Here is a 21,894-nt window from a genome sequence, read left to right as displayed (position 1 = left end):
CACCTTTCCTAAAAAAACAAAGCAACTTATCCGCAGACAAGTCGCCTTTTAGTACTTTAATGTTAACAGATCTACTTTATGACTTTAAGCTCACCGCTTTCAACATTATCAAGTCCAACTCTTCCTGTGACAACAGCATCAAACACCATGACTGACCAACTTCTTTTGGGACAATATCATCATTGTCAAAATTGTAAAAACCAAATGACTCTAAATGCTTATACTACTTGTTCACATATGATTTGTTCAACCTGCAAACTTGAATTTTTAAAAACAGGCAATATTTTTTCCAAATACCAAGTAAAGTCGGTAATATCAATATCACTTTCAACTACAATTTTATTCCTATATATTGATAAACTGAAAACCATCTCATTCGTATTAAATATAAGCAAATCGCATCCGGCTTTAGAATCTCTTCGTAACAGTTGAATTCCAATTGTTTCTTTTTGTGCCTGATTAATTTTTAAAATATTCAAGATGTTGTTTCTATTAATAGTTTCACATAACCAATTGAAATCATCATCATCACCTATCGGTAGAAATGTAACAATCCCCTTACTATCGACTTAATCCCAACCTTCATTTACAAAGTACTGAATTAAATTTGGTACTGATAAAATTGCACGACTACGCTCGCTTAAAAAACCTCCAACCCCGTATATGCGGCTTCGGAAGTTATTCATTGACGCTGCATTTCGCAGTTACTCTAAGTACAGAATCCCAAAATCACAGCTTCTATGAAAATCTGGTTTGTTCGAATGAACTTTGCTCCATGTTCCAAAATGCGGATAGGTCGTATCGTCGCCGCACTTGTAAAAGTTACCTCTTATTCTTTTTCCCGGTACTGCCTGAAAATCCGAAAAATAAGATTGTACCCAAGCCCATGAGATCGAAAAGCTTAATTCCCAATACACTTCTCCTTTATCATTGATTTGATCCGTGGTGCATAGGACGTGGAAAAGTGCCGGATTGATAGTGATTGGGAAGCGATCATACCGATCCGCTCCTATCTGCAAGAGAATTGCGCCATTCGCATTAAATTCGAAATTCATATAACGCTGGTCCGAATCAGGAGTAGGCTGAAAAAAGAACTCGATGCAGCTATCCTTATACACGGGATCATTCATGTTTCTATATGTTCGTATTGGATTCTTTTCATAAACCTTAAACTGAAGCTTCAGATCCTCCTGACTGTAATTTAATCTTGCTGTAACGACCGGGTTATACCCTTTAAGCCATTGATACTGCTTGATGATCTGGACTTCTTCTGTATCTGAACCATCCGTCTGATTTGTCAGGCGGGAAATTACTAAGGTTTCCAATTTTCTTTCCATGGTTCGTTCCCTTCTGTTCGGAATCCCACTGAGGCTAACACAATACGCAGTCTCGATCCCCTCGCCCAATTGAACCTCATGGAATATAATACCGATCTTATAATATCTGTGATCGTTGATGATCCAGCGGTTGGTATCCGACGGCACCGTCCACATCCCTCGGATCGACCGGCTGATGTCGGATGCTGTCCTTCACATGGATGTGGACGATATAGTTTTTCAGCAGGTGTATACCATACACCGGGTCATCCCCTGTTACCATAACCATGTTGGTCCACTCTTATTTCACGCAAGGTAACGTAATTCCTTCATGGATTGCCCGGTCGGCCAGGAGAGCGATATCCATCGCCCGGCATGCATCCTCCATTGTCGGTATAGCGGGCAAGTTGTTCTCCAGCATGGACAGGAAATAGTCCAGTTGGGCACCCGTAGGCTTCACGGAGAAGTCCATATTGATCTGCCGAACCGTTCCTTTCCGGTGGTCTTCGACCTCAACCAGATTTCCCAGATGCTGATCCTCTCGCGGTCGATCGTTCTTGTAGATGATGCGGATCCGGCCTGCCGGTCCGATGAATTCCTTCCGGTTATCAGTCGGAAGCCCCTTACCCCACCCCGTCTCAAAGTAACCGATGGAGCCGTCCGACAGACGGAGGGTCATGAGTCCGTAATTGTAAGTGTACGGCGGGACTTCTTCATAGAGACGCTGCCCTATCCCGTTGACGCTTACCACTTCCGCCCCTGTAGCCCAACGCATCACATCGATATAATGGACGCCGCAATCCACGATCGGCGAGACGTCCCGGAGCAGGGACAATTGGGAAGCCCAATTTTTGGAGGGCTTCAATTGGGATAACCGGATGACCAAGGGGAAGCCGATAGCGCCCTCCCGGATCATCTTCATAACCGCCTGGTACGTGGTGTTATGGCGAAGGATGTGACCGATCAGGACCTTGGTTTTGGCTCCACGGGCCAGCTTCATGAATTCCTGTGTTTCCCGTGCATTACCCGCCATCGGCTTCTCGCATAGGATATGCTTCCCTGCAGCGAGACAATCTTTTGCGATCTCCAGATGGGATGACGGGTACGTGGCGATAATGACCAGATCCACATCGTCACGCTCGATCAAGACCCGGTAATCCGTGCTCCAACACTCAGCTCCGTATTGGCTTGCCACTAAGGAGGCCCTGTCCCGGTTCCAATCCGCCACGCCGATCAACCGGACCCGCTCCTGTCGTGATATCGCGTCCAAGTGGAGAGAGCCCATATAACCGCAGCCTATCACGACCGCCCCGTACCTTTTCATGATGCATCCATCCTATCCTTCTCACTCGCGGAGGTTATTTTATGTTAATCCAAGCTCCTTGTTGGGAGAATCCGAAGTCTCCCTACTGCGTCTAGTCTTCTTGGGCATTGATGACTTACCATTCTTCATGCATATCCTTCTCTTACATTTGTATTATACCGGATTACTACAGAATAACTTTTATCTAGTTATGATACCTTGTTACCTTTATTATATAAGAATGATGGAGAGTTTTATTTAGCTAAGAAAGTTACTTTTTGCACGATTCCGTTATTCCGTCTAATACTATGTAAGGGAGCTGTCCCGCTATGCCCCCCCTCTCCAACACTGGTCCGCAAGCCAGTCCCCTTCCAGGAATGAACTCCCTCCATCCATTACGCGCATTTCCAGAGGGTCGCACCTCGCTTGTTCCCGAGAAGGAGGCTGTACGATTTCGAGCTGCTCTATGTATGCCATTGCGATGGAGGAGCGAACCTACACGGTGTTACCCGGGCAGCCTATCGTTCTGCTTTCCGGCGTCTACCACCGGAAGGCAAAGGAGGCTGATCCGACCACCAAACTGATCGGGATCACGGTGAATTGCAGTAGGTAGAAGCGCAGAACTTAAAATCTTGCGGTACGTGAGTACCGTGCGGGTTCGCCCCCCCGCCCTCAGCAGTTACAAAGTTAATTTTCTGAATATGCTTTTTTTATGTTCAATTAGCCCAACTACTTAAATTAACAAAAAAGCAACTCTCTTGTTGGCAAGTCGCTTTTAAAACACTCTATAGTGAATCTTTAGTTATTATTTAAGATCCTAGCGCTTAGCCTTATAAAACTCATGATAAAGCTTCATCAGCGCCCTCTTCTCAATCCGCGAAACATAACTCCGCGAGATCCCCAGCTCCTTGGCAATCTCCCGCTGCGTCCGCTCTTTCCCACCTGTGTCCAGCCCAAACCGACCCACTACAACTTCTTTTTCTCGGTCATCCAAAATATCGAGATTTCGATAAATCTTGCTATTCTCAATCTTCAGATCGACCTCTTTAATGACATCATCAGCCTCGGAGCCGAGGATATCGATGAGTGTAATTTCATTACCTTCTTTATCCATCCCAATTGGATCGTGCAGAGATACGTCTTTCCGTGTTTTCTTCAAGGATCTAAGGTGCATCAGGATTTCATTTTCAATACAACGAGCCGCAAATGTGGTCAGTTTTGTCCCTTTGTTCGGGCGATAGCTCTCGATGGCTTTGATCAAGCCAATGGTGCCGATGGAAATCAGATCCTCCATGTCTTCTCCGGTGTTATCAAATTTCTTGAGGTTATGGACACGATATGATGTAAAAAACATACCAAATACGATCGTTTCCAATTTTCCAGGAACACAAACATCGGTGCAATTGTCTCATTCATACGTTAAGTTCCTATTCGTTTTTTCTCAATTTCATCTGTGCTATATTCTTGGACAATTTGTCCTTCAGCTTAGCAATATCCTGCGTAAGATTCATCATTTATATAAACGCTTCTTTTATCTTATAGCTTAGTAAAGAACAGCAAAGTGCAATTTGTGTTCACTCAAGTCTGGATGCATTATTTAATATATATTTCCATAATTAACTTGTTAAATGACCAGCACAGTGTTATTTATGTTCGGTGAAAATAAAGTATTAGACTGGAGTCGTTGATTTAACGTGGTTTTTGAAATGAAAAATCGTCAGCTTTTGAAAAATGAGTTTTAGACTGATCCATTATTAGAAGCAGCGGCGGACCAAGACTTGATAAATAAAGTCTTAGACTACCGCTGTTGTCGTTCAACTAACGTTCCCCGTTAGTTGAACAAGAAAAAAGAAAAAACAAGTCACATCAATTGAAGTTCAAGAAGATCCAAATTATCGCGAACGAGGGTCCTTTTGTCCTTATAGTCCCAATGGTCGATCAAGTTAGGCAGCTTCGTCAGATTGTAGTCTTTATTCCATGCCAACAAGTTGTGGATGCCTTCGAGCGTCTCTCGCTTCTTGTTTGGGACGATGTCCGCAATACGCTCTTCATAACGCTCCCAGATCCGTTCCTCCTGAACGGACAACGGCGTCATCAGTACGACGATCTTATCTACAGCATCAAAACTTGGCGCTACCCACGACCTGTATACGCCTTCTTTGATCCATGAATCGAGACCGATGATTTCTCTGAGTCGGCGGTCACGCTCATCCCCCGGTGCCTTTACGCCATACTCGTTCGATTGATGATCCCAGAAAATATTGTCTAGATCGTAATGCGGGATATGGAGTTTATCGCTCAATAACTCCGCGATGTAGGATTTACCGCTTCCTGAGCCGCCGATGATATGAATTCGGATTGCTAACAGCTCAGCTCTTTCTTCCTGATTGTATTCGTGGAAGCACCTATGCTGAGAGTATTTCGTCGTATTATTTAAACTATCCTGCCCGTTAGCTGAACAAAGGCAGCCGATCCACTGATCGATTGCCTTTGTGTCGTTATTGAGCTATCGTGTCCCGTTAGCGTGATGATGACCTAGCCTGAGAATACTTTATCAAACACATCTTGAAGGAATATCGCTTAAACGGTCTAAATGCACCTAAAAAACAGTCTAGATAAGAGAATAAACTGTTTTTTTGATGAAGAGGCATCGGCGTATGCCCATTATGTTCGCAGGAAATTGTTATCCCAACACTAACTCAAAACGAGCAAAAATATCTTCTTCATACCACATCGTGAAATTAGTTCCCCATGTTGTGTTCAATAGTGTAAACGTAAATTTATTGTTGTCTTGATGGTATTTGTTGTTATAACTTAGATTGTTATTTGTTCCGATTCCCAAAAGAGGGGCATCAATAGGTTTAATATTGATTTTTTTATCGCTGCCATCGTAAATTAACTCTTCAATCATGTGTTGCAACTTATTTCCGTGACCTACCACTTCAAAAGGTGAAATAACGGTATCAATTTTACGAATCTTAGTTAAGTACGGCGAATTCAAACGTGGTGTAATGTCAAAAGAATAAATTTCTGGATAACGAATTGCATCTTTATCCTTTAATAATAGTGCAATTTCAACTTTATCTCCAAATTGATATTTAACCTTTACAACTCTTGGAGCACCATACTCCTCCACAGCTCTTTGGCTATACTTTAAAGTTGCAATAATAGAATCATTTTCCATAACTAATTTCACAACATGTGGTGTGAAATTTTCATTCAATTGAATTCGTTTTTGAATTTCCATTCCTGGCTTTAAGAAGTCAATTGCCCACCAATTATGCTGTAATTCACGCAAATAGTTGTAACGTAGGTTATCATAGTCATTTTGCCCAGCAATTGTATAGTTCAGAACCCCGAGTTTGTTGTCCTGATCAAAGTAAAGTGTTCCATCCTTTTCTAAGTGGTTAATTGAACCATCGCTAGCAAACATAACTTGATACCCGTTTACCGAAATCAATTCTTCCAAACCACATTCAATACCTTGGTTTTCAAAGATATGATATGGAACTTCGATAAGTTTTTTAATGTTATTTTGATCTTTAGGCTCCAAACAAGCTATTGCACGATCAACGTTCTTGCGTTGTTCTTTCCATGAAGACTCATAAAATTTGTACGAACGATCAGTCCACTCATTATAAGTGAATTGCATTTCGCCAACAGTTGCATCTTTAACAATTCCATAAGCGTAGGTTAAATCAAGATCCGTAATTTGGTCTAAACTACGCGCTCGTTGGAAGTCTTTCTTTTCATAATTCATATAGTCACTGAAATAGCGTTTGATATCCATTCCCCAAGTATGCTCTGGAACTAACATCGCATAGAAATTAGCATCATCATTTTCTATTTTGTTATCAAACATGTAATTAGTTAAAATCCGATAATCACGAATGATTTTCGGATCAGACATCATTCCATGAATCCATGTGTCCCCAATCTCCTCTGTAATAACTGGCAGTTGGTCACGTACTTCCCAAATTTCATTTGCAAACTGATCCATTGAAGTCAATTCAAGCTCATAGTCTGGATACTCATTCGCCATTTTTGATAAAAAGACGTTTATTTTCTCTTTTGTTCCTGGACCACTATTATCATGAGTATGCATAAACGCCAGCTTATTATCTATGCAATCAATTCCGATTACGCCACCATAGTCGTCTGAATAAGAGACAATTATCTCACTTTCGCCATTCTTCCATAGGAATGTATCTGGAACTTCTGGAATTGAGCTCGAGCCATTTACACCAATGTGTAGGAATTTAATTCCTTGACGATATAACTCATCAACAATCCCGATAGTATGTCCTGGGACGTCAGTCATCTTTGCGCTTGTTGTTTTGTATCCATAACGAGCATCTAACTTCTTTGAGATTGAAGTCATGTAATGTAAAGTTTGAGGTGTCATAGTTTCAGATTCAAACGTACACGGGATTGCGTGCCAGCGAATGTAACCTTTCTTTATGGCGTCGTCTAGCTTTTTACAAGCTTCTTCATCCATGTTTTTGAAGTAATATTCAATAATAAAGCTACCTGTTGTCCAAACAAAGTCTTTGCCCTCTTTTCTTAAGTCTTCAGCTAAAGTGATTGCGTTTTGAATGTAATCATGGCAATACTTGTGCAAGACATTTTCTGCTAAATCGGTAAAACCAATGTCAAAATGAGTTTTGTTTACCACATAGATTTTTTTCATTTCTATAATCACGCCTTTCTTAGTCATAATACGTCGTGAAATAATTGATTTCAGGCTTTTACTCCACTTTTGTTTCTACAAGGTTCGGCCATTCCAATTCGGACTCTGAATCATGATCTCTCATAAAAAACCTCTTAATAATCCCAGGCTGTCGAGACTTTCTCGACAGCCTGAGGACATCATTGAATGATGTCCTCTTCGACGTGGGTTATAAGCTATCAAATATGTGGATTAAAATCAAATGCGACCCAAACGTATGCAATCTGCAATAATACCAAGGGTAAGCTTATGTTCCTTCTCGAAATGCTCTTTCTTTAATGATTCGAACAGCGTTTTCTTTAGCTTTATTCGAAAATTCAGCTATGTTCTAACATAGGCCTTGATTGTCCCCATTTCTTTTCCTACGCTATTACCATGGGGGCGTATCGAATAGCTGCCAACCATTGCAGGAATGATAAATGTTTCAGCATAATGAACTATAAATGGCTCAAAGGCATTTGTAGGGCTTTCGACTATAGCTTCCTCCCCCTCTATTAGATTGAGAACATTGACACCGCCATCAGTGTTATGGATGACTGGTCCTGAGAACCAATGTCTTCTAGTTTCAATAAACTGCCTGTCGTGTAAGCCTGTCTTTTCTTCGATCCATCCATCGCCTTCACCCATTTGTTCTAGACAATTGATTATATTTTCACTGACCCACTTCTCGTCTCTTTCCCATTGAATAGAATTGATTCCGTGTTCAAGATGGACAGGTCTTGGTATCCCATCCATCCCCAACCGTCCCCAGTCCCATAATTTAAACGTGAAGTAATTGGGTGTTGCACTTATTTCTAATACCAAGGAATCTTTACCCTGCGAATGAATAGTACCTGCTGGTATTAAAAAATGGTCATGCTTTTTAGCTGGAAATTGATTAATATACTTTTGGTCGTCAAATTTACTGCCTTCATCATATGATTGTTTTAAATCTTGAATCATTTCATTGGAATTTATATCATCCTTGACACCCAAATAAACGATAGCATCTTCTTTTGCATCAACGATGTAATAGCTTTCATCTTGCGTATAATGCACCCCAAACGTTTGTTGCGCATAATCAACCAATGGATGAACCTGTAAACTAAGATTTCCGCCCCCAAAAGTATCTAAAAAGTTAAATCGAATCGGGAACTCCGCGCCAAAACGTCCATATACCTTTTCACCCAAAAGATCAACTGGATGTCTAAAAACAGCATTAATAGCTGGGACTTCAATTTTTACGTCCCCGTATCTTAAAAAAAGACTATTTTCTTCTGGTACACCATTAAAGCTCCAAGCATAGTTTTCAACTGACGGATCAAGACCAAGCTTTTCTTTCATCCATTGCCCTCCCCATACTCCAGGGGCAAAGTAAGGAATCACTCTAAAAGGCTGGCTGACTGTTTGCTTTAATCCAGCTAAGTAGGTTGCCCCCTCTACCAGCTTTGGTTCATTGCTGCAGTTCGTATCTAATAGATAATCTATTTTTTCAAACAACTTCCTTTTATGTCTGTCCGCAACTGGCCATTCAAAGAAATAGCCTCTTTTAATCTTTCTAACCGCATCCTCATTATGGTTGTCTGCTCTCCAATTTGAAATTTCATTATTACTATATCTTTTTTGGATTTCCCACCTTGCCAAATCAGCATATATGAGAATATCAGGATCACATACAAGAGTAGCACCAGAACCATAAATAATGATTAAACCGCTATCAATGTTACTAATAGCACTTCTAGCCTCTTCCAAACGTTCATCATCTAAAAAATCCCCAAAATTATGAAGCGATATCTTCCCAAATACTCTATCCGTTGTTAGATGAAATTTAATCATATCCGTTACTTTATCGCTAGAATAATATAAATCATCTGCAAAAATTGTATAGGCAGGTTCCATTACTGAAACAAGATTAGTTTTTAGTTCTTCCATTCTTACGCCAGGATAACAATCGACGGTAACGATAGTCTTTTGCTTTCCTAGTTTTTTTATTGCCCGATTAAGCTCATTCTTAATGTTTCCGTAATCTTGCCAAGCATGATCATTTGAATTGGATACTAGTATCTCTGGGTACATATTAAAATTAGCCATTATTTTATTCCTTCCTTCTAATAGATTGCTTTAATAGATTTGCTACACCTTTAAATGTACTCAGTGAGGTTTCTTCAGAACATTCAATGTTTACCGTTTTGTTCTCAAGCGTTTCATAAACCCCATTCATAAACAAATCTTTACTTTTTGTAATTTGACCGCCAAGAATGATCGCATCTGGTTTAAAACTTTTTATATATGGATTTAAAGCTTTTCCTATATATTCTCCAAACATTCGGAATGCCATCTTTGCCCTCTGGTCTTCATTTTTGCCCATAGCGGCTAATGTTTCCACTTCGTTGTCTGATGTACTAAGGCCTAATTCATTCGCCAGTTTTAAGATACCTCTTTTAGAAATATAGTCATCGACTATGGATTGCTTAAATGGTTGATTATAGATCCATCCATTTTCCGGTACATCTTGTCTGTCTTTTACCAATTTCCCATTTTCCATAAATGCCGATCCTGCCCCCGTACCAATCGTTAAAAAAATGGATTTGTTGTAACCTCCAGCCTTGCCGGATACATGTTCTCCTAAAGCAAACAGGCTAGCATCATTATCAAAAACAATCTGAAACTCATTACTTGTCTTTGAATGAAAAGAACTTTCTTGTTTAAGACGATTTATTAATAGATCACGAAGGTTCACTTCGTATATCTCTTCAAATTTATCGATACCTTTGATGTAACTTATCCCGCTTTCATAATCAAATGGACCTGGAAATGCATAGCCAACTCCAGTTATTTCGAAGTCTTTATCCAAAATTCCATTTGTTTGCTGCTTAATGATGAACACCAAATGTTCAATGATACCTTCTTTAGTCTCTTTTGATTTCGAGGGGAAGATGGCATACGAGTTAGGAACTATTTCCCCATCGTCGTTTAAAACAGCTGATTTTATAAACAATCCTCCGACATCAAATGCGATCGAATATTTATTCATTACAACTCTTCACATCCCTTTTTGGCAAAATACCCTTTTTATATTGGATCATTCAATATTTAATTTTAGTATAAATCTTGTTCTCTCCTTAATCTTTTGAGAAACCAGTCATATTTTTATAAAATCGAGACATTCGTGATACACTCGTGGAGAAATATGCTACTATCAAAGCGGGAACATTAATGTGGTTCATCATTATTTTGAAAGGGGAAGACAGCCATGGAATGGACTGATTTGTTTATAGATGGTTCAATTGCTCTTAATCAGGAATCTATTCAAGTCAATGGAAGTGATGTTTCCATTCTAATTCACTATTGGGGTGCTCAACCCGATCATTACAATAACAAGCCACATCAACATTCTTATTTTGAACTGTGTTATATTGTCAACGGTGAAGGTGAGTATATGGATGATGGACATTCATTTCATATAACGAATGGGTCCCTTTTCCTTTCCCGCCCCTTCGTTAAACACCAAATTTTAAGCGAAACTGGATTGGAAATTATTTTTGTTGGATTTGAAATTATAAAAACAAAATCAACAAAGAAATTAATAGAACTTTTCACTAATCTAGAAAAAACGAAAAAATTCATTATTAATAATGCTAGCCAATCTCCCGTTGTAAAACTATGGACTTCGATCCTCGTTATGGCCTGTGATTTTTACCTATTGTTCAACGACTGCTTTCAAGGCTTATGTTCTTCTTTCTATTCAAGTATTGTTGGTTTATTTAATGAACAACAAATTAAATACAAAAAGAATAAAGAAATTCGTATTTATTCGTCCTTAGTATATCAAGCGAAGCTATACATCCATGACAACCTATCTCAATCATTGAAAATGAGCGATGTAGCGGATTTTATTCACATTTCAGAAAGACACTTATCACGTATTTTCCAGGATGAATTAGGCCAATCGTTTTCAAATTATATTAAAAGAGAGAGAATGAGAAAAGCCAGCATCCTCCTCTCAGATACCGACCTTACCCTCAAAGAAATTTCAGAAATGTCAGGTTTTAAAACAGTTCACTATTTTACCACTGTTTTTTCAGCAGAAATGGGAATGCCACCTGGGGAGTTCAAGAGAAAGCTCAACCAACAAACGCTATCAGTACCAGAATATACTGAAACTTATTTACAGAGCGCTTCTATAAACTGATCAAGAATCTGAATAGCGTTTTTTTGTTTTCAACCAGCAAATCAAAGCACTTTGGGGATATACGTATTCGACTTGTTTTATATATTAATCTTATAAAAAAATCGACAAGTGGTAGTGTGCCTTTCAAGTAGACACTCAAAAAAAAACGATGTTATCATGAGGAACGAGTGAAACTTGGAGGGGTGTTAGGTATTGATGATTTTGCTATCCTTGAAGGTCATACCTGCAATACGGGGTTGCATGATTTGCGTGGTGACTCTTTGCTGGACATCATTCTAGGCAGGACATCGAAAGAATTACTTGCTTATTATGAGAATCATCCTGCGATGGGTCTGCTTAATCCGGTTGCCGTGGTTATGGATTTAGCGCATTTTTCCCGCAGTAGGGGCAACTTGGAAGCACGATCATGGGAGTCACCTTCAGAAATATTGAATCGTTCGCTTCATTTGGAATGAGTTTACTTACACGAAACTATGGTAGACCTAAAAATAATTTCGGAGCCAAGGATATCTATGAGCGTGATTTCGTTACCCTCTTTGTCCGTTCCAATCGGATCGTGCAGAAATACATCTTTACGTGTTTTCTTGAGCGAACGCAGGTGCATCAGAATCTCGTTTTCGATACAACGGGCAGCAAAAGTGGCTAGCTTTGTCCCTTTGTTCGGGCGATAACTTTCGATAGCTTTAATCAGGCCGATGGTGCCGATGGAGATCAGATCCTCCATATCTTCCCCAGTATTATCGAATTTTTTGAGGTTATGGACACGATGTGATGTCAAAAAAAAGTAAACCAATTACGATCGATTCTGATTCGAATTGGTTTACTTTTGCATATTATATTTAATTTGTAGTTTCCGATTGATTTCTTGTGTACATCCGGGTAACCCATTTAAATAACACTTTATCCCGCTTTTAACTGCTTCAAGAATAAACTCGCCATCAGCTTTACTATTATCAATAACAATTAATTGATCAATCAACTCTAAGTGAGATTATTCATACTTGTTAAATTGCGTCTAACAATATCCTCGGTTTCAATATGATAGCCACCGTTTTTCACACGTAGAGCAATACATTCAATATTTAGCCGAACATCTGCTAGTCCCACATAAAACACAATAATTTCAAAGCCTTATTCCTTTGTATCCCTCATCTGCCTTATAACGTTACCACCCGCTAAAGTGGTTTCCACAATGAAATTCCACTTATTCCAGATATACTACCTGGCTATTCTTATGGCTTCTTTCCCAGCAGATAATTTACTCTTTTCAGGATGCCCATTATTGATCTTGCGGGCTAGTGCATCTGGAATCATCAGCGATTCTGCTTTATGCCATTCTCCCATATAGAAATCTTCCACTTTCATGAAATGAAAAACATAATATTCTCCGTTAATTATTAGCTGTTCCTCTTCTTTTTGATTTCGTGAAATTCAAGGTTTTTGATGATGCAGCCGGATGATGATACTCAATATCCTACAACCCTAAAGCATATCATACAACGTTATATATTTAATAAAATAGTTTACATATACATTACACGCAATAATTAAAAAAGCCTTTTTCTCCTTTTTATAAACTCAAAATATATTAAATTCATAATATTTATTGACTGAAACAAATACAAGTGTTATATTTCCTAACATTAAATAATAAAATACATAAAGGAAAAGGAGATTACGCACATGAATAAGTTCAAACGTCTACGTGAAACTAAAAGAGATCATTCTGGTTCCACCCGATCTGAATATTCACCAGCAAAAAAAAATTGGAGTAAAAAGCAATTTATAGCTACTTCAATTGTGTTATCTGTTATTGCTACGAGTGTAATTCCGTTCCAAACAGCTGATGCTTTAACTAGAGTTACTTCAGAAAGTGGCACAGTATGGGAGATTCACGATGTTTTTGCTCCTAGCTTAGACACAGGAAGTTTACGTACAGTTGGTGCTACACAAGTACAAGGTTTCGGCAATATCTTTGTTAAAGTGTCCTCGCCTTCAGCTCCACTGATGAATGGTCAAATGATGCGTGGTTTTGACTTGAAATACGATGGCGTTAATAAGTTTACTTCGGCTCAATCTGTAAATCTAGGAAATGTAACTGTAACACGTGAGGTGTATGTGGATACTATTCATAATCGAACGAGATTCTTTGATACATTCACTAATAAAAATGATGTCGCTATAAAAGTTGATGTATCATTCGGTGGCTCTTTAGGATATGGTACAACAACAAATGCTTCAGTAGTTAAGGCAACCTACTCAGGCGATCTAAAGGTAACTACAGATGATTCATGGATTGTTGTAGATAGCAGTGCCAGAAACAATAAGCCGCTAGGCGTTGCAGTGGGATCTCCAAAACCGTTTGATAATGGATTAACAGGTCTAGGGAATCAGCAACAGGATCCATTCACAGTACCCTTAGCTGAGTATGGAAATGAAGCGAATTTCTATGGGTTCATTAATTCACTAAATATTGGGCCGGGCGAATCGAAGTCCCTAGTAAATTATGTACAAGTTGGAGAAGCTGGTGAAGAAGGGTTGAAAAATCTGGTTGCTATGCTAGATGGACTTAATAGTCTGCTGGATGTAACAGGATTAACAAACGCACAAATTCGTTCAATTAGCAACTGGGATATATCTGCTATAGAGGGACTTGATACTGGAGATCATCTGGATATTCCAAATGCTCCTGCGGCCAAAGAATTAATAACTTCATCGCCGTATGATGTTAAGAATAAATCAATTGCAGAAATGCAGAAGGATATGATTAATGGTAAAACTACTTCTGTACAAATTACTCAAGCCTATTTAGATAGAATTAAGGTATACGATGAGGGACAATTGGGATTCCATGCATTCCTGTATGTATCTGAAACTGCGCTTAACCAAGCAAAAGCTGCTGACGATGCCCGTGCACAAGGTGTAAAAGGTGATTTATTAGGTATTCCAATTGCGATAAAAGATATTTATGACACAAAGGATATGCCTACTACAGGTGGCAGTAAAGCTCTTGAAGGCTGGCAGCCTGATTCCGATGCATTCCAAGTGAAAAAGCTGCGGGAAGCTGGAGCTGTAATTATTGGTAAAGTAAATACTTCTGAGTTTGCTAACAGCGGAAGCTTTAGTGAGAGCGGCTGGCAGCAAACATGGAATGCACTCTATCCATCAAAAACATCTTTTGGCTCAAGCGGCGGGTCTGCAGTATCTGTTGCAGCTGATTTTGCAGCAGCAGCAATGGGATCGCAAACAGGGGTATCTCTCTATGCACCAACTACAGGCGCTAGCTTAAAAAGCTTCCGGGGTACAGACGGTATGGCAAGTACTACAGGAGTACTTCCACTCACTTGGGGACAAGATTATGCAGGTCCCATTGCTAAAACAGTAACTGACATAGCTATTATATTGAATACTACAACGGGTACGGACCCACAAGATATTTTCACAGTCACTGCTGATGCAGATCATAAACGTCCAGTGGATTGGAAGGAATCTCTGGATGCTAATGCATTGAAAGGAAAGAAAATTGGATATATTCCTGCATCATTTGTATCTGCATATGCTGATGATGATACTGGACGGGCAGTGATGGATAAGTTCTCAGAGCTTCAAGCAGCGGGGGCGACAATGGTTGAAATGTCAGCTGTACCATCAGGCCCTAGTCGTCCTTCAGGTATTAATGGATCTACTGAAGGTTGGGCACGTTATATTGAGCTTCATAAGGACTTCCCTTATATTGATGGAGCAAGTGTACTAGCTTCAGATAAGGTGCTTATCTATAATCAAAGAGGATATAGTACTCCAACTCGTATGACTGAACAAGCTGTACAAGATTACATTAAGTATAGAACCGACTATAAGGAAGTTATTAAAAACTGGATGGACGCGAATGGCGTTGATGCTGTTGTTTATGCAGGTTTTATTAGTGACGTATATAACAATGACGCATCAGCTTCTCAATTAAGTTCTGACCGTAACACGGGCGTATTAACCTCTAATGTGGGTCTCCCTACGGTAGTTGTTCCTGTAGGAACGAATGACAGCGGATATTCTATTTCTATGCAACTGGTTGGTAGAGCATGGGACGATGCAAAAATTTTAGGCATGGGCTACGCTCTTGAGCAACAAAGTCAAGCTAGACTACTTACAACATTTGCTCCAGCACTTCAATATGTTTCAAACTCTACTAATCCTAATCCAAACACAGATAATGGACCAACCAATCCAAATACTGGAGGAGGTACACCTCCAGCAGTAACAACGCCTATAGAAACAACGGCACCTGCAGAAACAATAACACCAGCAGATAAGCCGAAAGTTGTTAGTTTTCTAGATACAATGAATCATTGGGCAAAAGCAAGCATTGACGCACTAATTGCTAAGGGATTATTGACCGGTTATTCCGATGGAACATTCCGTCCAAATTCAGGTTTGACTCGTGCCGAAGCAATTAAAGTAATTGCAACTTACATGGGACTTGAAGGACAAGAAAGTAACTTTATAGATGTATCTCCAACTCATTGGGCGAATAAGTTTATTGGTGCAGCTGCTGGATCAGGCTTGATGAACGGATATAGTGACGGAAGATTCCGTCCAGATGAGAAGATTAGTCGTGGTGAATTAGCGGCACTAATCACTCGAGCTTTTAAGCTAACAGGTACTGGAAACACATCATTCAAAGATGTTACAAGAAATGCATGGTATTATGATTCCATTGATGCACTCGCATCCAATAATATTATTACAGGATACGCAGACAGTACATTTAAGCCTGAAAAAGATATTACTAGAGCAGAGTTTGCAGCAATTGTTTCCAGATTACTAGGAACTATTAATTAAAAGAAATTCAATTAAAAATGACAGAGTACTCGAGTAACCACGTTTACAGGAAGGGCCATCCCGAAAGGGATGGCCTTATAACTTGCCGTTACAGATAGTGCGATGAACCGTATCATAAGTAGGGCGAACCCTATCCATACAAAAAACGACTCATCCGTAGACAAGTCGCTTTTCAAGTTTTATTATTAATGGATTATTACTGTGTAATTGTCATCAGTCTTACCGCTTCGCCTTATAAAACTCATGATACAGCTTCATGAGCGCTCTCTTCTCAATCCGCGACACATAACTCCGCGAGATTCCAAGCTCCTTGGCAATCTCCCGCTGCGTCCGCTCTTCCCCACCCGTATCCAATCCAAACCGCCCAACGACAACTTCTTTTTCCCGGTCATCCAGAATATCAAGATTTCGTTTTCAATACAACGGGCAGCAAAAGTGGCCAGCTTTGTACCTTTGTTCGGGCGATAGCTTTCGATAGCTTTAATCAGGCCGATCGTGCCGATGGAGATCAGATCCTCCATGTCTTCCCCAGTATTATCGAATTTTTTGAGGTTGTGGACACGATGCGATGTAATAACTAGAAATGGACTGAATTATGCATGTCTCTGGGCAAGCAAACAATTAAATAGCCACATGGAGTTCTTACGCTCCTATGTGGCCTTTCACTTAGCTATCTTGAATTTTCTTCTTCAATTACAATATTTCTACTACTATTTTCCCATACTATTTATCTGTTGAAGCACTGCATTTACTTGTCCTAAAATTCTTTTAACCTCATCTGTAATATTGCAACGAAAAAGACCCTTAACTACAGAGAAAAACTCAGTATCAATTCTTCTGTAGTCATATCCCGTTCGAACTACATTATTAAGTTCATTTAGAACATATATCCAAAATTCTTTACTTAGAAAGTGACTTCTCAAATCAATTAGGTCGTGTCTTAAATCTCACTTAAGGGCATCTTTCACCGCCTTTTCGTCCCCCTGCTGCGTCACTTTCTCTTGACGTACCCCGGTACGCCTGCGAAAAAGTTTCTGGCTTGGAACTAAATTCGGCAAAATCTGCTCCTTTAGGAGTTCTAAGACACATCCTAATCGAACTTGACCCTTTCGACAGTATTCGCGGGATTCCTGCACCGTAGAGAACTGGACTCGTCTCATCTCTTGGTATTGAACCACTCTACAAGAATCGCAGCAGTATCATGGGGCTGAAATACCGGAAAATAATGACCATAGGGTACATCTACGCATTTAACCTGTGGATCGATTTCCTCAGGATAGTGGTAATCCTCATCTTCCTTGCCCCAGACCACTACTGTGCTCTTCGCCTGATCAGCTTTACTCCACGTCCCCATCGATAACTTGTCTTGGACTCCTTTGCCCTTCCCGGTATGAATCCAGCGTAACAAATCGGTATGCGCACCCGCAATGCGTGGAGATTGCATACTGGACCTCACCTTTTCTGCAAATCTTCTAATTACACGGTGATCCGTGTCACGTTTTGATTGAAGCATACGATTCCAGCCAGCTTCGGATCGCCCGGCCAGAAGGGTACGCACGAAATCTCTTGGCATACGGGAAGCCATACGCAGAGCTGTCTGGTTAGAGTTATGACCTACGGGCTGCAATAAACCAAGCTGAATATCTGTGCGTCCGCTCCTGAATGCCGCCGTAGCCGCAATTGCGCCCCCAACAGAGTGACCGATCAGCTTCATCGGGCCTTCCAACTCGCGAAGTGCGGTGAGTAGTTCATGCACCTGGCCTTCAAACGCTTCACTCTTCTGATGAACAGGTGACCGACCGAATCCGGCCAGATCGACAAGCCATACCGGGTTTCCTGTCAGTTCCCGAAGCCGTTCTCCCAAAGGTAACATCTCATCGGCACAACTAAGCAAACCATGTACGATGATCCACGACTCTCCTTCACCATCCCAACCAAGTGCAGCCAAATTTCCTATCCGTGATCGAATACAACCGGCTGGCAAAGTCCCAGATGATGCATGACGGAGACGATAATCCAAGTCGGCTGTCACAAATGGAAGCTGTTCCCTGATATCAGGCCAGGATTGTCCCATACGTGTGAACAGAGCCTCCGTCTCTTCCACCGGAAATGTTCTGTTGGTGATAAAAGAAACCGATTCTGCTGGAACACCGCTGATCCGCGTACCGCCTGATTTCATCGCCCATTGAACCCATGTCAGTGGTACAGCCCATTTGGGCTTTGGAACATCCATTTGCTGTGACAGAAGATGCAGTAATTCCTTCATGCTAGGACTATCTTCTTTGCGCGCCAAAAGTGGATACGTTCCTCCCACTGGAGCTGTTTCTTTGGATAAAAAGACAAGGGTCTTTGCAACCACATCATTCTCCACAAGCGGCAACCAATACGATGAACCTCCCGGTACAACAGGCATGAATCGTTTCTGAATCGCCTGAATGAGCAGTCCGATACCACCCGTTTGCTCGGTTTCACCCGTGGGCCGCGGTCCCACGACTGTACTTGGATTGACAACAGACAACGGATACTGATTCGCCTCTGCATGTTCACGGATATACAGATCAGCGTGAAATTTCATTTCTTCATATGCACTTTCATGATTTTCTAGTTTGTTGACCTGAATGTATTCCCCCTTTTCGTCCCGTTGTCCATACGGGCTCATAAATCCAACAACATGGATAAAGTGTCTCAGTCCGCGTGTACGATGGATCTCGCCAGCCAGTTCCGCCACTTCCTTCGCGCCGTTCATAAAAATCTGTTCTGCTTCTTTACGCTCCAGAGTAACATCCATCGTGCCGCCAGCATGAATGATGACGTCTGCTTCGAGAACAAGCTGCCGATCAGTCAATACAAGGCCGAGACCTGGTTTGGACAAATCGCCGTGGATAAATGTAATTCGGTCGAAGTTCTTCACTCCGTAAGCTTGCAGCACAACTCTGGCTCTTGGTTCGGAACGAACAAGCAACAACAATTTTGTGTCCCCAGCCGCGAGTTGTTTTACTGTTTCCTTACCGATAAAGCCTGTACTGCCTGTCATGAAAATGATTGCTGGTTCAATTTCCCTCTTGTTAATAACCTGCTTTATGTCCCTAGTGTGCTCCGTATTTGTTTCACGAGTAGTATGAACATTCACTGTGTATCCGCCCCTTATAGTACTATAAAGTACTAATAATATTCAAAAAAAGAGCTTCGTTTACCGAAGCATCTGACAAAAAGTACGTGCTGATTGTTCAATAATTCCTGTATCACGCGCGGTCTCCGCAAGCACAAGGGAACCTTCCATTGCCGCAATAAATAATGCTGCTGCTGGCCCCGGCTCGATTCCTTTACGAAACTCCCCGCCATCCAGCCCCTGTTGGAACAATTTCTCCATCATCGGCTGCAACTCACGAAAGAAACGGGATATGCTTTCTTTTACTTCCGGTGCACTGGCTGGTGTCTGCATATACAGTGTAATAAACGGACAACTTCCTTCATAATCCCGACCCTCTATGCCTGCGGACAGTAACGCCATAAACGAATAGATGCGTTCTGTTACCTCTCGTTCACGCTGACTGAGCAGCAGGTAAAGATCTGATTCATACTGGGCGATCCAGTACTGCACCACAGCATGAAGTAATTCCTCCTTGTTTTTAAAATGGTAATAAATATTCGACTTGGATACTCCGCTAACCCGTACTACCTCATCCATACTAACGTAGCTGTACCCCTGACGCAGAAATAACTGTGCAGCCACTTCAACTGCCTTGGTCCGGTTAACCGGATTGGAACTCTTAGATTTAGCAGATTCATTGTTCAATTTTTTATTCGTCATAGATAGAACTATATAGTACTAATCAAATAAAAACAAGTTTTTTGTTAATCAAAAGATCCTCTTTCACCTCAACCCCCTCCTACTTGTCCACATATAGTATTAACGCTGTGTTAAATACGTCATGGAATTACTAAACCGCTTCGGGTTATCCACATTCCAGAGATATTCACGAGGTTATTGGATCTGATCGGCAGATTCATCCTCTTTAATCAAAAGCGACTAGGGCGTGTTAGTGACTCAAAAATATATTTTCATTATATCCATATTATTACTACATCATTTCAACTCTTGTAGATATAAGTCTAGCGACAATTATTACTACTCTTTTTTTGCTAGCGATCATTTTAGAGTTATCTATCTAGAAGCTTATTCCTACATTCAAAACATATATATATTAAATCTATGCATCATTTAAAGTATTCTTCTGAACACCACTTTATCTTTATTTCTCTACTTTTTTCATGAATTTTTATTAACTGATTTTAAAAAAAATTCGTTGAACTATATCTTCAGCTATAAAAAACTGTCTCTTAAAGTAAATTATTTGCTTCTGATATGGACCTTGGTGCTTTTCATTGTTCTCATATACATGTAACAATTGAATATGGAGATCATAAATTTCTTTGTATGTCATAATAACACCCCTCAGCAGTTAAAAAGTTAATTTTCTAAATGTGCTTTTTTTATGTTCATTTAGCCCAACTACTTGAATTAACAAAAAAGCAACTCCCCTGTTGGCAAGTCGCTTTTAACACAATCTTTTGTGAATCTTTATTACTATTGTAAACCCTACCGCTTCGCCTTATAAAACTCATGATAAAGCTTCATCAGCGCCCTCTTCTCAATCCGCGAAACATAACTCCGCGAGATCCCCAGCTCCTTGGCAATCTCCCGCTGCGTCCGCTCTTCTCCACCTGTATCAAGTCCAAATCGCCCAACGACAACTTCCTTTTCCCGATCATCCAGTATATCAAGATTACGATAAATCTTGCTTTTCTCGATCTTCAAATCCACTTCTTTAATGACATCATCAGCCTCGGAGCCAAGGATATCGATGAGTGTAATTTCATTACCTTCTTTATCCGTCCCAATTGGATCGTGCAGAGATACGTCTTTCCGTGTTTTCTTCAAAGATCTAAGGTGCATCAGAATTTCGTTTTCGATACATCGGGCAGCAAAAGTGGCTAGCTTTGTGCCTTTGTTCGGGCGATAGCTCTCGATGGCTTTAATCAGGCCGATCGTGCCGATGGAGATGAGATCCTCCATGTCTTCTCCGGTATTATCGAATTTCTTTACTATATGGGCGACAAGTCTCAAATTGTGCTCGATAAGCAAATTTCGGGCTTTAGCATCCCCTTCAGCCATCATGCCTAAGTATTTGCTTTCCTCCTGCTCCGAGAGCGGCTGTGGAAATGCGTTGTTCCTTACGTAGGATACCAGCAACGTCAGTTCTTTGATTAGCAACGCGATCGTACTTAAGAATCCAGGCAACTTGGCGACACCTCCCGCACTTGTACAATGAAACCGATCTGTTAGCCTTACGGGTTCATGGTCATCTTATTGTATGTGGGTAGATGCCTAGAAGTGCATGTACGGGGGAAATTGTACAAACACACAAATTTATGTTTTTCTATTCTTTAACCAAGTATGAACAAAAGACCTGCAGAAGCCTTCGCCGTCTTGGCGAGACAACCGCAGGTTTTTATTGCCTATCGCATCAAGCTTTAT

The 21,894-nt window shown here is 40.6% G+C and carries 15 protein-coding genes and 2 pseudogenes; 3 read left to right on the top strand and 14 right to left on the bottom strand.

The features are described from left to right. Positions 1–218 precede the first annotated feature (218 nt). The 8 genes from MKX35_RS29230 to MKX35_RS29195 all read right to left on the bottom strand — a co-directional run bounded on the left by MKX35_RS29230 (position 219) and on the right by MKX35_RS29195 (position 10,361). A complete protein-coding gene (locus MKX35_RS29230; RefSeq protein ID WP_076298185.1) occupies positions 219–479 on the bottom strand; it encodes a hypothetical protein in 261 nt (86 codons plus the stop codon). 225 nt (positions 480–704) lie between these two features. After that, positions 705–1,493 (bottom strand): carbohydrate-binding family 9-like protein, encoded by a 789-nt coding sequence (locus MKX35_RS29225; RefSeq protein ID WP_081382701.1) that lies wholly within the window; start codon positions 1,491–1,493, stop codon positions 705–707. 124 nt (positions 1,494–1,617) lie between these two features. Beyond that, positions 1,618–2,601, bottom strand: coding sequence for a Gfo/Idh/MocA family protein (locus tag MKX35_RS29220; RefSeq protein WP_256716213.1), 984 nt, complete (start codon positions 2,599–2,601; stop codon positions 1,618–1,620). Between the two features lie 835 nt (positions 2,602–3,436). Next, positions 3,437–3,973: an RNA polymerase sporulation sigma factor SigK gene (sigK, locus tag MKX35_RS29215; RefSeq protein WP_076298396.1), complete on the bottom strand. Its 537-nt coding sequence runs from the start codon at positions 3,971–3,973 to the stop codon at positions 3,437–3,439. A 507-nt stretch (positions 3,974–4,480) separates the two neighbouring features. Beyond that, complete coding sequence (locus MKX35_RS29210; protein WP_081382702.1) at positions 4,481–4,921, bottom strand: hypothetical protein; 441 nt, start codon at positions 4,919–4,921, stop codon at positions 4,481–4,483. A 381-nt stretch (positions 4,922–5,302) separates the two neighbouring features. Continuing rightward, positions 5,303–7,336, bottom strand: coding sequence for a DUF5054 domain-containing protein (locus MKX35_RS29205; protein WP_076298189.1), 2,034 nt, complete (start codon positions 7,334–7,336; stop codon positions 5,303–5,305). 333 nt (positions 7,337–7,669) lie between these two features. Then, positions 7,670–9,418 (bottom strand): class I mannose-6-phosphate isomerase, encoded by a 1,749-nt coding sequence (locus MKX35_RS29200; protein WP_076298190.1) that lies wholly within the window; start codon positions 9,416–9,418, stop codon positions 7,670–7,672. Between the two features lie 4 nt (positions 9,419–9,422). Further along, on the bottom strand, positions 9,423–10,361 hold the full coding sequence (locus tag MKX35_RS29195) for an ROK family protein (protein WP_076298191.1): 939 nt from the start codon (positions 10,359–10,361) through the stop codon (positions 9,423–9,425). A gap of 219 nt (positions 10,362–10,580) precedes the next feature. Between MKX35_RS29195 and MKX35_RS29190 the strand changes: the two genes are divergently transcribed. Both MKX35_RS29190 and MKX35_RS29185 read left to right on the top strand, forming a co-directional pair. After that, the gene (locus MKX35_RS29190; protein ID WP_076298192.1) at positions 10,581–11,519 is read left to right on the top strand and encodes an AraC family transcriptional regulator; all 939 of its coding nucleotides are present in this window, start codon (positions 10,581–10,583) and stop codon (positions 11,517–11,519) included. A 167-nt stretch (positions 11,520–11,686) separates the two neighbouring features. Then, on the top strand, positions 11,687–11,974 hold the full coding sequence (locus MKX35_RS29185) for a transposase (protein ID WP_076298193.1): 288 nt from the start codon (positions 11,687–11,689) through the stop codon (positions 11,972–11,974). Between the two features lie 38 nt (positions 11,975–12,012). On the opposite strand, the pseudogene MKX35_RS29180 reads toward MKX35_RS29185, so the two are convergent. After that, positions 12,013–12,279 (bottom strand): annotated as a pseudogene (locus tag MKX35_RS29180) (sigma factor); the annotation flags it as partial. A 458-nt stretch (positions 12,280–12,737) separates the two neighbouring features. Beyond that, positions 12,738–12,863, bottom strand: a complete 126-nt coding sequence (locus MKX35_RS29175) for a hypothetical protein (protein WP_256716199.1) — start codon at positions 12,861–12,863, stop codon at positions 12,738–12,740. A gap of 339 nt (positions 12,864–13,202) precedes the next feature. Here MKX35_RS29175 and MKX35_RS29170 point away from each other — a divergent pair, with 339 nt between their 5' ends. Next, complete coding sequence (locus MKX35_RS29170; RefSeq protein WP_081382703.1) at positions 13,203–16,355, top strand: amidase family protein; 3,153 nt, start codon at positions 13,203–13,205, stop codon at positions 16,353–16,355. Positions 16,356–16,574: 219 nt separating this feature from the next. Here MKX35_RS29170 and MKX35_RS29165 read toward each other — a convergent pair. The 4 genes and pseudogenes from MKX35_RS29165 to sigK (MKX35_RS29150) form a co-directional block, all read right to left on the bottom strand. Beyond that, a pseudogene (locus MKX35_RS29165) lies at positions 16,575–16,912 on the bottom strand (sigma factor-like helix-turn-helix DNA-binding protein); the annotation flags it as partial. A 599-nt stretch (positions 16,913–17,511) separates the two neighbouring features. Continuing rightward, on the bottom strand, positions 17,512–19,485 hold the full coding sequence (locus MKX35_RS29160) for an alpha/beta fold hydrolase (RefSeq protein WP_081382704.1): 1,974 nt from the start codon (positions 19,483–19,485) through the stop codon (positions 17,512–17,514). Between the two features lie 60 nt (positions 19,486–19,545). Continuing rightward, positions 19,546–20,166 carry a TetR/AcrR family transcriptional regulator gene (locus MKX35_RS29155; protein ID WP_076298195.1) on the bottom strand — a complete coding sequence of 207 codons (621 nt, stop codon included), beginning with the start codon at positions 20,164–20,166 and terminating at the stop codon, positions 19,546–19,548. 789 nt (positions 20,167–20,955) lie between these two features. Then, entirely contained in the window at positions 20,956–21,657 is a 702-nt protein-coding gene (gene sigK, locus MKX35_RS29150; protein WP_042125228.1) for an RNA polymerase sporulation sigma factor SigK, read from the bottom strand. Positions 21,658–21,894: the final 237 nt, after the last annotated feature.

The organism is Paenibacillus sp. FSL R5-0923, from assembly GCF_038009145.1.
Taxonomy (GTDB): Bacteria; Bacillota; Bacilli; order Paenibacillales; family Paenibacillaceae; genus Paenibacillus_AQ.
The sequence above is the reverse complement of the archived record's forward strand: the minus strand, read 5'-3'. Positions and strand labels throughout refer to the sequence as shown.

Excerpts from the sequence above, each read along its gene's own strand:
- MKX35_RS29170 (WP_081382703.1), top strand. The coding sequence starts at position 13,203 with ATGAATAAGTTCAAACGTCTACGTGAAACTAAAAGAGATCATTCTGGT.
- MKX35_RS29155 (WP_076298195.1), bottom strand. The coding sequence starts at position 20,166 with ATGACGAATAAAAAATTGAACAATGAATCTGCTAAATCTAAGAGTTCC.
- MKX35_RS29190 (WP_076298192.1), top strand. The coding sequence starts at position 10,581 with ATGGAATGGACTGATTTGTTTATAGATGGTTCAATTGCTCTTAATCAG.
- MKX35_RS29200 (WP_076298190.1), bottom strand. The coding sequence starts at position 9,418 with ATGGCTAATTTTAATATGTACCCAGAGATACTAGTATCCAATTCAAAT.
- MKX35_RS29205 (WP_076298189.1), bottom strand. The coding sequence starts at position 7,336 with ATGACTAAGAAAGGCGTGATTATAGAAATGAAAAAAATCTATGTGGTA.
- sigK (WP_076298396.1), bottom strand. The coding sequence starts at position 3,973 with ATGTTTTTTACATCATATCGTGTCCATAACCTCAAGAAATTTGATAAC.
- MKX35_RS29225 (WP_081382701.1), bottom strand. The coding sequence starts at position 1,493 with ATGTGGACGGTGCCGTCGGATACCAACCGCTGGATCATCAACGATCAC.
- MKX35_RS29195 (WP_076298191.1), bottom strand. The coding sequence starts at position 10,361 with ATGAATAAATATTCGATCGCATTTGATGTCGGAGGATTGTTTATAAAA.
- MKX35_RS29175 (WP_256716199.1), bottom strand. The coding sequence starts at position 12,863 with ATGGGAGAATGGCATAAAGCAGAATCGCTGATGATTCCAGATGCACTA.
- MKX35_RS29220 (WP_256716213.1), bottom strand. The coding sequence starts at position 2,601 with ATGGGCTCTCTCCACTTGGACGCGATATCACGACAGGAGCGGGTCCGG.